Annotated in this window: 14 protein-coding genes; 2 read left to right on the forward strand and 12 right to left on the reverse strand. The window is 65.2% G+C overall.

Annotated elements, in window-relative coordinates:
* Positions 1-11: 11 nt before the first annotated feature.
* The 9 genes from ACPVPU_RS09600 to cyoA all read right to left on the reverse strand — a co-directional run bounded on the left by ACPVPU_RS09600 (position 12) and on the right by cyoA (position 10047).
* Positions 12-2120, reverse strand: coding sequence for a family 43 glycosylhydrolase (locus ACPVPU_RS09600; protein ID WP_448657718.1), 2109 nt, complete (start codon positions 2118-2120; stop codon positions 12-14).
* Positions 2117-3091: a glycoside hydrolase family 43 protein gene (locus ACPVPU_RS09605; RefSeq protein WP_448657719.1), complete on the reverse strand. Its 975-nt coding sequence runs from the start codon at positions 3089-3091 to the stop codon at positions 2117-2119. The genes ACPVPU_RS09600 and ACPVPU_RS09605 overlap by 4 nt, the downstream gene beginning before the upstream one ends.
* A gap of 164 nt (positions 3092-3255) precedes the next feature.
* A complete protein-coding gene (locus ACPVPU_RS09610) occupies positions 3256-3795 on the reverse strand; it encodes a response regulator transcription factor (protein ID WP_448657720.1) in 540 nt (179 codons plus the stop codon).
* Positions 3792-5090 carry an ATP-binding protein gene (locus tag ACPVPU_RS09615; RefSeq protein ID WP_448657721.1) on the reverse strand — a complete coding sequence of 433 codons (1299 nt, stop codon included), beginning with the start codon at positions 5088-5090 and terminating at the stop codon, positions 3792-3794. Before ACPVPU_RS09615 ends, ACPVPU_RS09610 begins: the two co-directional genes overlap by 4 nt.
* Positions 5087-5788 (reverse strand): SURF1 family protein, encoded by a 702-nt coding sequence (locus ACPVPU_RS09620; protein WP_448657722.1) that lies wholly within the window; start codon positions 5786-5788, stop codon positions 5087-5089. Before ACPVPU_RS09620 ends, ACPVPU_RS09615 begins: the two co-directional genes overlap by 4 nt.
* Entirely contained in the window at positions 5785-6192 is a 408-nt protein-coding gene (cyoD, locus tag ACPVPU_RS09625; RefSeq protein WP_448657723.1) for a cytochrome o ubiquinol oxidase subunit IV, read from the reverse strand. The genes ACPVPU_RS09620 and cyoD overlap by 4 nt, the downstream gene beginning before the upstream one ends.
* Positions 6189-6818, reverse strand: a complete 630-nt coding sequence (gene cyoC, locus ACPVPU_RS09630) for a cytochrome o ubiquinol oxidase subunit III (protein ID WP_448657724.1) — start codon at positions 6816-6818, stop codon at positions 6189-6191. The genes cyoD and cyoC overlap by 4 nt, the downstream gene beginning before the upstream one ends.
* Before the next feature lie 5 nt (positions 6819-6823).
* Positions 6824-8833, reverse strand: a complete 2010-nt coding sequence (gene cyoB, locus ACPVPU_RS09635; protein ID WP_448657725.1) for a cytochrome o ubiquinol oxidase subunit I — start codon at positions 8831-8833, stop codon at positions 6824-6826.
* 14 nt (positions 8834-8847) lie between these two features.
* Positions 8848-10047 (reverse strand): ubiquinol oxidase subunit II, encoded by a 1200-nt coding sequence (cyoA, locus tag ACPVPU_RS09640; protein ID WP_448657726.1) that lies wholly within the window; start codon positions 10045-10047, stop codon positions 8848-8850.
* Positions 10048-10203: 156 nt separating this feature from the next.
* Here cyoA and ACPVPU_RS09645 point away from each other — a divergent pair, with 156 nt between their 5' ends.
* Both ACPVPU_RS09645 and ACPVPU_RS09650 read left to right on the forward strand, forming a co-directional pair.
* Positions 10204-11526, forward strand: a complete 1323-nt coding sequence (locus ACPVPU_RS09645) for an MFS transporter (RefSeq protein ID WP_448657727.1) — start codon at positions 10204-10206, stop codon at positions 11524-11526.
* A gap of 10 nt (positions 11527-11536) precedes the next feature.
* A complete protein-coding gene (locus tag ACPVPU_RS09650) occupies positions 11537-11731 on the forward strand; it encodes a hypothetical protein (protein ID WP_448657728.1) in 195 nt (64 codons plus the stop codon).
* A gap of 19 nt (positions 11732-11750) precedes the next feature.
* On the opposite strand, the gene ACPVPU_RS09655 is transcribed toward ACPVPU_RS09650, so the two are convergent.
* The 3 genes from ACPVPU_RS09655 to ACPVPU_RS09665 are packed head-to-tail and all read right to left on the reverse strand — an operon-like array spanning position 11751 to position 14277.
* Complete coding sequence (locus ACPVPU_RS09655) at positions 11751-12887, reverse strand: cobalamin-independent methionine synthase II family protein (protein ID WP_448657729.1); 1137 nt, start codon at positions 12885-12887, stop codon at positions 11751-11753.
* Positions 12888-12901: 14 nt separating this feature from the next.
* Entirely contained in the window at positions 12902-13729 is an 828-nt protein-coding gene (locus tag ACPVPU_RS09660; protein ID WP_448657730.1) for an alpha/beta fold hydrolase, read from the reverse strand.
* Entirely contained in the window at positions 13726-14277 is a 552-nt protein-coding gene (locus ACPVPU_RS09665) for a VOC family protein (protein ID WP_448657731.1), read from the reverse strand. Before ACPVPU_RS09665 ends, ACPVPU_RS09660 begins: the two co-directional genes overlap by 4 nt.
* Positions 14278-14302: the final 25 nt, after the last annotated feature.

The raw sequence follows: 14302 nt of genomic DNA on the forward strand, positions 1-14302 counted from the left end.
GAGAGTCAGCGTTAGTCGGCGGCTTGCCAGTGCATCACCGCGCCATTGCGGCGATCCGGCGATGCGCCGGGCAGGTCGGCGGCATAGGGGTTGCCGGTGCCGGGCGACAGGCCGACATAGCGGTTGGTGGCGAGCGACAAGAGCATGAACTGACCCCGCAGCATGTCCTGCCACTGGAACAGGCCGGTGGAACTTTCGGCCTCAGTCAGCCGCACATCGGCGGCAAGGCCCGCGCCGGTCACGGTCAGGAAGCGGCCGGTGGATACCGACTGGAGCGCGACGCGGCCTTGGCCCCGGTCGAGGACGCGGAAGCGGACCTGATCGCCCTTTGCTGCGTCCGATTCACCTGCAACATGGTGCAGCATTCCATGCGGGTTGGCCCATGCCACGCTGTTGTCGGCCAGGTTGCGGATGGTGATGGTGCGGCCGAGCGGCAGGTTGGCGCTGCGGTCGGCGAGAGGCTCGGCAACGGTAAAGGCGTCGAAATCGGCGCGCCCACCGGTGCGGCCAAGGGTGTTATAGGCGAACAGGGCGAAGCGGACGCCCTGAAACGTCTTGAGCTGATAGGGCGTGCGGATGGCATCGCCGATCGGCGTGAAGGCGGTGCCGTCGGTGCTGTAGCTGAACCGGGCGGTTTCCTGATCCGCGTCGAACGCCATGCGCAGATGGACGCGGGGGCCGGACAGGGGCGCTTCCACCGTGCCGTTCGTCCCCTGATCATAAAGGCGCAGCGTGTAACGCCCCCCGTCCCGCGTCACGCCCAGCGTTGCGTGGGGCAGGTTGAGCAAGCCCAACCCGGCAATGTCACCGGGGGCAAGGCCGCTTGCGTCGAGCAGCGCGGTGGCGGTGGAGGCGGGTGCTACGGCGCGCTGGGTCAGGCTGTTGCGGGCCAGCATGAAATGGGCGGCGGGAAGCGGGGTGAGCCGCAGATGGCCGGGTCGCGTCCGGAGCGACCAGCGGCGGTCGTCCGGGTGATGGTTCCATTGCCAGACCGGTTGCAGCGCGGGGCCGCTGAAGTCGTCGCTGCGCTGCCAAGCCGGGCGGGGAAGCGTATCTGTGCCGGTGGCCGGCTTGATCCAGGTTACCGGGCTGCGCCCCGGATTGCCGGGCAGACCGAACATCGGCCAGCCGCCCTGCCAGTGAACGGGCGAGAGGAACGTCGTGCGCCCCATCGCGCCCACATCCATCATGGAAAAACCCCACCAGTCGCCATTGGGAAGCTGAACCAGCCCGCCCTGATGCAGCGGCGTGGCACCATGGGCATTGGCGCTGTCCGGCCGGGTGAAGTCGAACCTGGCGCCGGGGCCGGGCAGCGGCTTGCCAAGGCCATTGTCCGCAAGCCACCAGCCGCGTGGCCTGCCCATCGTTTCGGCGGCGCTGATGACGGTGGTTTCGTACGGCCCGTCGATCCGGTCGGCCCGAGCGGCCTGCATCCGGCCGGTGGGCGAATAATTGGCGCTGATGATCCAGTATTTGCCGTCGATCTTGTAGAAATGATGCCCCTCACCCATCGCATTACCGGCGGGAATGATCGTCCTTTCGCTGCCGGGGACAAAGCCGGACAGATCGGGTTTCAATTCCAGCAGGCGGACCGCATCATAGCCGGTGACCGCCCACACGCGCCCGTCATCGTCGAACAGGACGGAGATGTCATGGGCATCGCCGGGGATCGAATTATGGGTCCACGGTCCGGCGGGGTTCTTCGCGCTGAAATGCTGAAGCCCCTTGCGATTAACATTGGCGAAGATGTGGAAGGTGCCGTCGTGATAGCGCAGCGACGGTGCCCAGATGCCCTGGCCGTAGATTTCCTGACCCTCGGCCAACCGCCAGCCCGACCCCAGATCGAGCCGATCAAAGGCATAGGAGGCGAGCCGCCAGTTCACCAGGTCGCGCGAATGGAGCAGGGGCAGGCCGGGCATGACATGCATGGTCGTGCCGGTCATGTAATAAACGTCGCCGACGCGGATGATGTCGGGATCGGAAAACTCGTCGTTGAACAGCGGGTTGGTGAAGGTGCCGTTGCCATTGTCCGCCGTCCAGCCGGTGATGGGGACGGGCGTATGCTGCGCCACCGCCACGCCGGAAAGCAACGCGGCGGCGAGCGCGGCGCGCAGCATCATTTCCAGATGCCCTGCGGCGTCTGTTCGACAAAGGCGAGCGTGCCGTCGGGCTTGTGATGCAGCTTTTCGGCCCGCACCGCACGCCTGCCCATGCTGCCCGGCACGCCGTTCACGGTCAGGCTGGCGTCGTGATAGAAGAACAGCCAGTCGCCACGGAATTCGGCGACGCCCGGATGGATGGTGAAGCTGTTCTTCGCCACGTCGGTCAGCTCGCCGCGATAGGTCCAGGGGCCGGTAATGCTGGGCGCGGTGGCATAGGAAATGCGCTCGTCGCGGTGGCTGGCGCGGTCCATCGAGGCATAGGTGAGGTAATAGAGGTCGCCGCGCTTGTGCACCCACGGCCCCTCCTCGAAATGCCTGGGCGTGATGTCGACGATCGGCCCGTCCAGCTCGATCATGTTGGGCTTGAGCTTGGCCATGTAGCAATTGCCGTTGCCCCAGATCAGGTAGCTGGTGCCGTCCGGTTCGGTCCAGACGGTCGGGTCGATATCGTCCCAGTGATGCGGGCCATCGGGCGTCATGTCGTTATGGACCAGCGCCGAGCCCTTTGCGTCGACGAACGGGCCGGTCGGGCTGTCCGACACGGCGACGCCGATCGATTTGCCGGGATGAGTGCCGTCATGTTCGACGGCGGTATAGAACCAGAACTTGCCGTTCTTCTGATGCACCTGCGAGGCCCAGGCATCGCCCTTGGCCCATTTGAAGTCGGTCGCCCGCATGATCGGCCCGTGATAGGTCCAGGTCTTCAGATCCTTGGTCGAATAGGCGATCCATTCCTCCATCCGGAACATCTCGCCATCGCGCGCCTGATCGTGACCGGTATAGAGGTAGAGCGTGTCACCGACGACCAGCGGCGCGGGGTCGGCGGTGAAGCGATCCTTGAACAGCGGATTGCCGTTCGTCGTCACGGTTGTCTGGGCCGAAGCCGCGCTTGCCATCAGTGCCGCCGCAAGGGCCAGTACCATCCGCATCCATGCTCTCCTTCGTGGTCCATGCCCACCGGTCCTCCCGCTCGTACTGAGCTTGTCGAAGCACTGCCTTTTGTCGTCCGTTTGGAAGGGAAGAAAGGCAGCCCTTCGACAGGCTCAGGGCGAACGGTGGGGGGACAAGAGCGTAATAGTCAGACAAATGCAAGTCAGCGCAGTTGCCGTTTTTCCAGTTTCCGCGCCAGCGTCCGCCGGTGCATGCCCAGACGACGGGCCGCTTCCGAGATATTGAAGTCGGTTTCGACCAGCGTCTGGTGGATATGTTCCCATTCCACGGTCTTGATCGAGGATTGGCGACCATCGACGGGTGCGTCCGCATCGCCGGAGGTGCGCGCGAACGCGGCCTCGATATCGTCGGTGTTGGACGGCTTCGCCAGATAGTGATCGGCCCCCAGCTTGATCGCCTCGACTGCGGTGGCGATGCTGGCAAAACCGGTCAGGACGACGATGCGGGCATCGGGAAGGGCGGACCGGAGCGTCTGTACACAGGCTAGGCCGGACGCGCCGCCCGCCAGCTTCAGGTCGACGACCGCATGGCTCGGCCGTTCGCCCGCACCCAGCAGGGCAGCGAGCGCATCATGTCCGTCGGCCGACAGCACGCGGTAGCCCCGCCGTTCGAACGACCGGCGGAGCGTCCGGGCAAAGACGGCGTCGTCCTCGACGATCAACAGGGTGGGCGCATCGGTCATGCCGGCTGGTTCCGGTCGGGCAGGGCAAGTGCGGCCAGCGGCAGGCGGATCGTTACCCGAGCGCCGCCGCCGGGGGGATTTTCGCCCATCGCCTCGCCGCCCAGCTTGCGCACGACATTGACCAGCAGGAACAGGCCAAGGCCCGCGCCTGGCCGTTCCTTGGTCGAATGATAGGGGCGGCCGAAACCGTCGATCATGTCGGCGGGAAAGCCGGGGCCGCGATCGTTGACGGTGAGCACCAGGATGTCGCCATCGCGCGTGGCGCGAACGCTGACCCAGTCCGGCGACACCTCTGCCGCATTGTCGATGACGGTGCCGATCACCTGGCGCAGCGCCGGATCGGACAGGATGGGCATGTCCGCCCCGAAACGGTTGTCATAGTCCAGCTGTTTCAGGCCGCGCGTACCTTGCCAATCGGTGATGATGCCGGCGAGAAAGGCATGGACGGTGGTGCGCTCCGTCGCCTCGCCCCGCGCCTCGCCCGCCGACATCAGGATGCCGCTGACGATCGCCTTGCAGCGATGAACGGCGGATTCCATGTCATCCAGGTCGTCGCGGATCTCATGTTCCTCGGCCAGGCGGGGCATCGCCTTCAGATCGCCCAGCAGTACCGACAGCGTGGCGAGTGGCGTGCCCAGTTCATGCGCCGCGCCGGACGCGAGCAGGCCGAGGCGCACGATATGATCCTCCTCCGCCGCGCGCTGACGGATGGCGGCAAGCGCTGCGTCCCGCTGACGCAGGTTGCGGGCGATGCGGGTGACGAAGGCGGTCAGCAGCACGGCGATCAGCACGAAACAGACGAAGCTGCCGGTCAGGTACAGGGTCAGCGGGTCGCTGGCATAGGGGGCGGGCAGGGCGAGCGGCACCGCATCGATGGTGAGTATCCCAAGCGCGATCAGGGTCGCGGCGACCAGCGCCCAGGATGCGGCGGGGCGCAGGATCATGGCGCCGATCACCACCTGCAGCAGGAACAGCGAGGCGAACGGATTGGCGAGGCCGCCGGTGAATTGCAGTTGCCAGGTAAGCGCCGCGACATCGAACAGCAGCACGCCGAACAGCTCGGGCTGCGATACCGACCGGCGGCCCCGCAGCACAGCCATGGTGACCAGGTTGATCGCGACCAGCCAGCCAAGGGCTGCCAGCAGCGGCGGCAGGGGCAACGGAACGGCCATGCCCCAATGCACGACGACGATGGTGGCAAGCTGGCCCCCGACGGCCAGCCAGCGCAGCTGAACCAGCAGCGCCATGTTGCGCAGGCCGGCATCGGTGTCCGGGGTGTGGGCAAGCACGCTCATCCCCGGCGGATCACCAGCCACGCGCCCCACCCGCAACCGATGGCCAGCGCGAACCAGGTGAGGGCATAGACCAGATGATTGTCGGAAAAGCGCACGACCGTCAGCCCCCCCACCGGATAGCCACCCGGAATTGGGGTGGCATCCGCATCGATGAAATAGGGCGCGGCGTTGCGGATGCCGCGCGCCGCAGCAATGGCCGCAACATCGCGCGAATACCAGCGGTTCTGCCGGGGGTCGTTGGTGCGCAGGAAGCCGCCCGCCGGTTCGGTGAGCCTGAGCAGGCCCGTGACGGTCGTTTGTCCGCCGGGATTCGCATCCCCACGACTGGCCGGATCGCGCCGGTCGGGGGGCACGAAACCGCGATTGACGAGGACGGTGAAACGCGGCGTCTCCAGCGGGGTCATCACCCAATAGCCGGCGCCGAGATCGGTCACCGCCTGGACCAGCGTTTCGCGGTCGTGGCGGAAGCGACCGGTGACGGTGACGCGTCTATAGGCATCGTTGCCTGCCGTCAGCCGCACGTCTGGGCCGGGAGCGGGGACGGGCGGCGCGGTGATGCGGGCATCGACGGATGCGATCAGTGCCGCCTTCCACTGCATTCGCTGCACCTGCCAGATGCCGAGCGCGATCCCGGCAAGCGCAAGGAGAACGAGCAGGCCCGCCAGCCCATAGCGGGCGGTGGCGGGCCGGGCGGTCATGGGGCCGGGTTGGTCGTGTCGGGCGTCATTTCCATGCCGCCCGGCATGGGCATCATGTTGCTGTTCAGATGGCTCATTACCCAGAGCGACCCGGCGAGCATGATGAAGACGACGATGATCGTGAAGACGAGCGAGGTCAGGCTCCACCCGCCCTCCGCCTTTGGCGTCATGTGCAGGAAGTAGATCATGTGTACGATGATCTGAGCCACCGCGCACAGCATGATCGCGACCGCCGTCAGCGTGGCCGAGAGCGCGCCGGTCATGACGAGCGCAAAGGGAATGGCCGTCAGGATCACGGAGAGGACGAAGCCTCTCGCATAATCCCGCATCGTCGCGTGCGGAATTTCGATGCCGTGATGTTCGTTGGCATCATCGCCGTGGATGGCAACCGGATCAGCGCTCATCGCAACATTCCCATCAGATAGACAAAGGTGAAGACGCCGATCCAGATGACATCCAGAAAGTGCCAGAAGAGGCTGAGGCAGGCCACCCGCCGCTGATTGGCGGGGTTGAGGCCGTGCAGGCCAAGCTGGACGATCAGGGTGACAAGCCAGATCAGGCCGAAAGTGACGTGCAGGCCATGCGTTCCGACCAGCGTGAAGAAGGCGGAGAGGAAGGCGCTTCGCTGGGGCGTGGCGCCGATGTGGATCAGGTGCGCGAATTCATAGAGTTCGATGGCGAGGAACGCCGCGCCGAACAGGCCGGTGATGGCCAGCCAGAGCTGCGTGCCGCGCACCCGGCCCGCCTGCATCTGGATCATCGCCATGCCATAGGTGATCGACGAGAACAGCAGCATCGCTGTGTTGAGCGCGACCAGCGGCAGATCGAACAGGTCGCGGGGACCGGGACCTGCGGCGAAATTGCCGCCCAGCACCGCGTAACAGGCGAACAGGATCGCGAAGATGAGGCAGTCGCTCATCAGATAGATCCAGAAGCCCAGCATGGTGCTGTGCCCCTCGGGATGAGGATGCTCGTCGAGCTCGAAATATTCGACGCGTTCGCCGCCCGCCGCAATCGTGGTGGTGCTCATGCGCTTCAGGCTCCCAGGGCGGCGAGCTGGCGGGTGCGATCACCCTCTGTCGCCGCAACCTCGCTGGCGGGGATGTGATAGTCCCGCTTGTAATTGAAGGTATGCACGATCGCCGCACCGACAATGCCGACGAAGCTGGCGGCGGCAAGCCACCAGATGTGCCAGACCAGGGCAAAGCCGCACACCGCGCTGATCCCGGCGATGATGACTCCTGCACCGGTGTTGGCGGGCATATGGATGTCCTTGTAGCCGTCGACTGGCCGTTCGACGCCCGCTGCCTTCATGTCGTACCATGCGTCCAGTTTGTGGATGCGCGGCGTGAAGGCGAAGTTGTAGGCGGGCGGGGGCGAGCTGGTCGACCACTCAAGGGTGCGGGCATTCCAGGGATCGCCGGTTTCCTCGTGCAGCTCGTCGCGCTTCCAGATGCTGACCGCGAACTGGATGAGCATGGCCCCGATCCCCGCCGCGATCATCGCAGCGCCGATTCCGGCGATCACGAACCAGATCTGGTAGGACGGATCGTCGAACACGCGCATCCGGCGAGTGACGCCCATCAGGCCGAGGACGTAAAGCGGGGCAAAGGCGACCCAGAAACCGGGCACCCAGCACCAGAAGCTGACCTTGCCCCAGAACTCGTTCAGCCGGAAGCCGAACGCCTTTGGCCACCAGTAATTGATCGCCGCAAAGATGCCGAACAGCACGCCGCCGATGATCACATTATGGAAATGCGCGATCAGGAACAGCGAATTGTGGAGCACGAAGTCGGCAGGCGGCACTGCGAGGAGCACGCCGGTCATGCCGCCGACGGTGAAGGTCAGCATGAAGGCGACGGTCCACATCATCGGCAGTTCGAACCGGATCCGCCCGCGATACATGGTGAAGAGCCAGTTGAAGAGCTTGGCGCCCGTCGGGATCGAGATCACCATGGTAGTGATGCCGAAGAAGCTGTTGACGCTGGCGCCCGATCCCATGGTGAAGAAGTGGTGCAGCCACACGACATAGCTGAGGATCGTGATGACGACCGTGGCATAGACCATCGAGGTATAGCCGAAGAGCTTTTTCCCCGAGAAGGTCGAGACCACCTCGCTGAACACGCCGAACAGCGGCAGGATGAGGATGTACACCTCCGGGTGGCCCCAGATCCAGATGAGGTTGACGTACATCATCGACGACCCGCCAAAGTCGTTGGTGAAGAAGTTGGTGCCGGCATAGCGATCGAGGCCCAGCAGGGCGAGAACCGCGGTGAGAACGGGGAAGCTGGCGACGATCAGGATGTTGGCGCAGAGCGATGTCCAGGTGAAGACGGGCATCTTCATCAGGCCCATGCCGGGCGCGCGCATCTTGAGGATCGTCACGATCAAGTTGATACCGGATAGCGTCGTGCCGACGCCCGCGATCTGGAGCGCCCAGATATAATAGTCCACGCCGACGCTGGGGCTGTACGAAATGCCGGAAAGCGGCGGATAGGCGAGCCAGCCGGTCGCCGCGAATTCGCCCACGAACAGCGATGCCATCGTCAGGCCAGCACCCGCAGCGGTCATCCAGAAGCTGAAATTGTTGAGAAACGGAAAGCTGACGTCGCGCGCGCCGATCTGAAGCGGGACGACATAGTTCATCAGACCGGTGATGAACGGCATCGCCACGAAGAAGATCATGATGACGCCGTGCGCGGTGAAAATCTGGTCGTAATGATGCGCGTCGAGATACCCTTCGGACCCGCCGAAGGCCATCGCCTGCTGCAGGCGCATCATGATCGCATCGGCAAAACCGCGCAGGAACATGACCAGCCCCAGGATCATGTACATGATCCCGATCTTTTTATGATCGACAGTGGTGAACCATTCCTTCCAGAGATAGCCCCACAATCTGTAGCGGGTGATCAGGCCGAGCAGGCCCGCGCCGCCGATCATCACCACGATCATGGTGGTCAGCACGATCGGATCGTGCGGCAGCGCATTCCACGACAACTTGCCAAGCAGGAATGTCGGTTCAGCGGCGGAAGTCGATACAGTCATCGGGACACCGTGTTTCAGGAAAGCGGAACGGAATTGGTTTGCGCGGTCGACGGCCCGTCAGCGGCCCTGGCGCCGCCGGGGCGGGGCAGATTGGCCCCGGTCAGCGGCGTCAGGTCGACCCGGCGAACCATGGCAGCCGCAACCCCTTTGCCAAGCATGGTGGGGTTGGTGCACAGTTCGGCGACATAGGCCTGGCCCTGCGCCTGAGCGGTCTGCCCATCGGCGGTACCGCGCGCCCGCGCCTTGTCATATTCGAGCTGGCGGACATTGTAGAGCCCGGCACGGCCAAGACCCCCCTTCGCGTCGATGGCCATCATGTCGTGCATGCACATCTTGCCCGGTTCGACGCAGAGGTTGACCACCCGGTCGAACAGCCCGTTTTCAACCGAGGCAAAGCGCATCACCGGCACCTTTTCGCTCGGCCGTTCGAGCTTCAGATAATTGGCCCGGTCGAGCGCAAGGCCGCTGCCCCGCGCGGTCATCGCCCAGGCATCGAATCCGGCCTGATCCAGGCTTTTCACCGCGAAGCGCATGTTCGAGAAGCCGGCGCCGGAATAGTTGGCGGAAAAGCCGGTAAAGGTGCCGCGTTCGTTCAGGACGCCGTGCAGCTTCGTCTCCATGCCGGGCATGGCGTATATCTGTCCGGCCATTGCCGGCACGTAGAAGCTGTTCATGACCGACGACGATGAAATGCGGAACTGCACCGGCCGGTCGACCGGCAGGGCGAGTTCGTTGACCGAGGCCACGCCGAGTTCGGGATAGATGAACAGCCATTTCCAGTTGAGCGCCACCACCTGAACCTCGAGCGGCTGGATGTCCGCCGCCACCGTCTTGCCCGGCGCAGTGCGGGCAAGCGGGCGATAGGGATCGAGCAGATGGGTGCCGACCCAGGTCAGCGCGCCGAGGCAGATGATGATCATCAGCGGCGCGGCCCAGATCAGCAATTCAAGCTGGGTCGAGTGATCCCAGTCGGGCTTGTAGGTCGCAGCCTTGTTCCCCGCCCGGTAGCGCCATGCGAACAGCGCCGTCGCCGCCATCACCGGCACGATGATCAGCAGCATCAGCGCAGTCGAGATCATCACCAGATTGCCCTGTTGCCGGGCGACGTCGCCGGCCGGGTCGAGCACGATCATGTTGCAGGCACCCAGCATGGACAGCGCGACCAGCGCTGCGATCACGCGGACGGGGCGAAGGGGCGACGGCATCCTGGTCATGTCGATCCACTTATTCTGGACAGCCGGACCGCGACATTGGACATTTTGTCCAATACCCAGTCCCGGGGCAAATCGGCACAGCACCAAAACGGTCGTGATGCGTTATGGTTCGCACTGACCCCGGAATAAACTGATCCAGCCCGTGGAAAGCCGCCTATGACCACCACCGCCGTGCCAACGACCGAAGCAGAGGACGATGCCCGCGACGTCAATGACGACGGCCATCGGATCGCACCGGGCGAAATCGCCATCGGGGTCATCATCGGACGGACGTCGGAGTTTTTCGACTTCTTCGTCTATGCCATCGCATCGGTGCTGGTGTTTCCGAAACTGATATTTCCCTATCTGGACCCGCTCACCGGGACGCTGTGGTCTTTCGCGCTGTTCGCGCTGGCATTCATGGCCCGGCCGGTCGGGACGGCGTTCTTTACGTGGGTCGACACCGCCTATGGGCGCGGCGCCAAGCTGACCATGGCGTTGTTCCTGCTGGGCGGGTCGACCGCCGCGATCGCCTTTCTGCCCGGTCATGCCAGCATCGGCATCTGGGCGGCGTTATTGCTGGCGCTGTTCCGCATGGGGCAGGGCGTGGCGCTGGGCGGATCATGGGACGGCCTGGCGTCGCTGCTGGCGCTGAACGCGCCGCAGGACCGGCGCGGCTGGTATGCGATGATCCCGCAGCTTGGCGCGCCGCTCGGCCTGATCGTCGCCAGCCTTTTGTTCGCGTTCCTGATCGCGGCGTTGCCGGCGGAGGATTTCCTGCAATGGGGCTGGCGCTATCCGTTCTTCGTCGCCTTTGCGATCAACGTGGTTGCGCTGTTCGCCCGGCTGCGCATCGTGGTGACGCCGGAATATGGCGAATTGTTCGAAAAGCGGACCTTGCAACCCGCACCGGTGATCGAGACGATCCGCACCGAATGGCGGGTCATCGTGCTGGGGTCGCTGGCACCGCTGGCCAGTTTCGCGCTGTTCCACATGGTGACCGTCTATCCGCTCAGCTGGGTGTTCCTGTTTACCGATGAATCGCCGGTGCGGTTCCTGTTGATCGAGGCGGCGGCGGCGGCCGTCGGCGTGCTGGCCATCCTGGCGTCGGGCAAGCTGGCCGACCGGTTCGGCCGCCGCAACCTGCTGGCCGCGACGGCGGTGGCGATCGCGGCGTTCAGCGGCTTTGCCCCGCAGCTGCTGGATGCGGGCGGGACGGGCGAGGCGGTGTTCATGTTCGCCGGCTTCATCCTGCTCGGCCTGGCGTTCGGACAGTCGTCGGGCGCGCTGTCCGCCAGCTTCAGCCAGAAGCGCCGCTATACCGGGTCGGCATTGACTTCCGATCTGGCCTGGCTGTTCGGCGCGGGCTTTGCGCCGCTTGCTGCCCTGTGGCTGTCGGCCAATTACGGGCTGATCGCGTCGGGCACCTATCTGCTGTCGGGCGCGGTGGCGACGCTGGCGGCTTTGTGGGCGAACCGCGAACTGGGCAAGCAGCAATAGGGCGGGGCGGGTGTTCGTCAGCTTCGACCCCGACTGGCCGCCGCCGGACGATCCGGCCCCGCCACGGCCCGAACCGCCCCGGCGCATCGACCGGATGCAGGAAAAGCGCCTGTTCCAGATCGTCGGCGTCAACATCGTCATGTTGCTGGTCGCGCCGATCGGCGGGGCGACGCTGTTCCTGGCGCTGGCCCGGCTGTTTCAGTAAGCCGCAGCGGCGCCGGGCGTCACCAGTAGCGCGCGCTGGCGATCCGGGCGCCCTCTGCCAGGGCGGCCATCTTTGCCCAGACGACTTCCCGGTCGACGCCGCCCGACCCGACATGGACCGAAAAGCCGCAATCGACCCCGGCCAGCACATTGTCGCGCCCGACCAGGTCGGCATAGCGGCCGATCCGCTGTGCGATCAGCTCGGGATGTTCGATATAGCCGGACTGGCATTCGACCACGCCGGGGATCAGCACCTTGCCGTCCGGGAGGCCGATTTCCTTGAACAGCTCGTACTCATGCGCGTGGCGGGGATTGGCCGCCTCGAACTGGATGGCATGCGGACGCGCGCGCCAGACGAGGTCGATGATGTCGCGCATCGGCACGTCGCAGTGGTGCGGGCCGGGATAATTGCCCCAGCACAGGTGCATCCGCAGGCGTTCCGGCGGGATGTTGGCGGTGGCGCGGTTCAACGCCTCGATATTCAGCATGATCCGGTCGCGGAACTGCGACAGGCTCAGGTCGCGGAACTGGGTATGGCGGCCCATGGCGAGATCGGGGCAGTCGATCTGAAGCAGGATGCCGGCATTGGCGATGGCTTCATATTCGTGGCGCAGGCCCTCGGCGAGGGCGAACAAATAGGCCTCGTCGCTGTCATAATAGTCGTTGGCGAAGAACAGGGCGGTGACGCCGGGGGAGGCGGCGCTCATGAACGCCTGTCGCCCCTCATGCTTCGCGACCGCAGCGTTCAGCGTGCGGGTGTCCGCTTCCACCGCCGTCATGTCCTTGACCGTGATCGGCGCGTTGCACGCCGGGGTCTTGCGGTGGCGGCGGCCGGGATCGCCGAAGATGCGGTCCTTCACCCCCGGAAAATCCTCCACATCGGCAAAGACATAGCTGTTGCCGCTGCCGCCGAAGCCGTTCAGCCGATCTTTGATATAGGTCGCGTAGCTGGGTTTCGACTGTTCGCCGTCGTTGACGATATCCAGCCCCGCCTCGGCCTGACGCCGCACGACATAGTCGACCGCCTGTTCGACCCGGGCAGCGACCGCCGCCTGGTCGAGCGGGAGCCCTTCTTCGCTGGCGAACATCAGCGCGATCAGGTCGTCCTCGCGCGGCAGGCTGCCGACATGGGTGGTCAGGAAACGGCCATGGGTCATCGATGCGGTCTTTCTCAGCAAGGAAGCGAGGACAGGAAATCGGCGACGATCGCGTTGAACGTATCCGGTGCATCGAGATTGCACAGGTGGCCCGCGCCATCGATCCGGGCGTGGCAGCCTTTGGGCGCGGTGGCGGCGATCCAGGCGGCGACCTGACGCCGCCAGGCGGTGTCATCCGCTCCGGCGATTGCCAGTACCGGCATCGGCAGCTGCGCGATATCGTCGGCCGCGAACTGCAACGCCGCATTAGCCCCGATCAGGTCGCGGCCATCATAATCGGCCAGGATCGCATCCAGCAGCGGCTGGGCCGACGGAGTGACGCGCGTGAGCGGGTGGCGTCGCCACTGGCTGCGCACCGCGTCGATCCGCCCGGCACGGACCAGGTCGGCATAGTCGCCGCGCGGAATGGCCGGTTCGCCGCCGCCGTTCGGGACGATTCCATGCAGCGGCGTCCCGACCAGGATCAGCCCCATCAACCGGTGAGGTTGCCGACGGGCGTAATCCAGTGCGACGCCGGCCCCCTGCGACAGGCCGAGCAGGACGAACCGATCATCGCCGACCAGCCGGTCGATGTCCCGCCATTCGGAGTCAGGCGACGCAGCGGCGCTGGACCGGCCGAACCCGCGGCGGTCGGGCAGGATCAACTGGTGCGATCCAGCGAGCGGATGCTGGGGCGTCCAGCTGCGGTGATCCAGGGTCCAGCCGTGGAGCATCACAAGCTGCGGCCCCGATCCCAGCCGGAGACAAGCCAGGGTGCCGCCATCGACGGCAACATCCGCCATGGCGCCGACCCCATCCGTCACCGCCGGTTCGTTCAGGGTCAGCGCGGCGCCGATGCTCACTGGGCTGGTTGCAACAGATGCCGGACGTCGTTGTTCGGCCGGTGATCGCCAGCCAGCCAGCGTTTCAGCTCCGCATGGGCATCCTGGCGCCGGGCGGCATTGATGGCGTCGGAACCGGGCGCATCCTGAGTGAATTCAAGGATCATGCCGTCGGGATCAGTGACATAGACCGAGCGGCAATAGCCATGTTCGAGGACATAGGTGGCCGGCGGCTCGATCCCGGCGGCGATGATCCGGCGCTCCAGTTCCGCCTGCGCCTGTGCATCGACCGTCAGCGCGATGTGCCGAAAGGGGCTGGGGGGCAGTTCCGGCCCGAACTCCGCCTGATCCGCGGGATCAGCGAAGGAGAAGAAGGCCAGCGCACTGCCGTCCTGCATCCCGAAGAACAGGTGGCAATAGGTCCGCTCGCGCCCGAACAGCTCCTCCTGTTCGCACCAGGTGGCGACGAGCGGAAAGCCGAGGATATCCTCATAGAAATGCCGCGTCGCCTCCAGATCCTTCGACACATAGGCCGTGTGGTGGAGGCGGGTGGGAAGGGAAGCAGTCATCGATGCAGCTCCATGCGGTTCAATT

The organism is Sphingomonas paludis (assembly GCF_053502515.1).

Coding starts and splice junctions, on each gene's coding strand:
- cyoC (WP_448657724.1), bottom strand. CDS start 6,818: ATGAGCACCACCACGATTGCGGCGGGCGGCGAACGCGTCGAATATTTC.
- ACPVPU_RS09615 (WP_448657721.1), bottom strand. CDS start 5,090: ATGAGCGTGCTTGCCCACACCCCGGACACCGATGCCGGCCTGCGCAAC.
- ACPVPU_RS09600 (WP_448657718.1), bottom strand. CDS start 2,120: ATGATGCTGCGCGCCGCGCTCGCCGCCGCGTTGCTTTCCGGCGTGGCG.
- cyoA (WP_448657726.1), bottom strand. CDS start 10,047: ATGACCAGGATGCCGTCGCCCCTTCGCCCCGTCCGCGTGATCGCAGCG.
- ACPVPU_RS09620 (WP_448657722.1), bottom strand. CDS start 5,788: ATGACCGCCCGGCCCGCCACCGCCCGCTATGGGCTGGCGGGCCTGCTC.
- cyoB (WP_448657725.1), bottom strand. CDS start 8,833: ATGACTGTATCGACTTCCGCCGCTGAACCGACATTCCTGCTTGGCAAG.
- ACPVPU_RS09665 (WP_448657731.1), bottom strand. CDS start 14,277: ATGACTGCTTCCCTTCCCACCCGCCTCCACCACACGGCCTATGTGTCG.
- ACPVPU_RS09645 (WP_448657727.1), top strand. CDS start 10,204: ATGACCACCACCGCCGTGCCAACGACCGAAGCAGAGGACGATGCCCGC.
- ACPVPU_RS09605 (WP_448657719.1), bottom strand. CDS start 3,091: ATGCGGATGGTACTGGCCCTTGCGGCGGCACTGATGGCAAGCGCGGCT.
- cyoD (WP_448657723.1), bottom strand. CDS start 6,192: ATGAGCGCTGATCCGGTTGCCATCCACGGCGATGATGCCAACGAACAT.
- ACPVPU_RS09610 (WP_448657720.1), bottom strand. CDS start 3,795: ATGACCGATGCGCCCACCCTGTTGATCGTCGAGGACGACGCCGTCTTT.
- ACPVPU_RS09655 (WP_448657729.1), bottom strand. CDS start 12,887: ATGACCCATGGCCGTTTCCTGACCACCCATGTCGGCAGCCTGCCGCGC.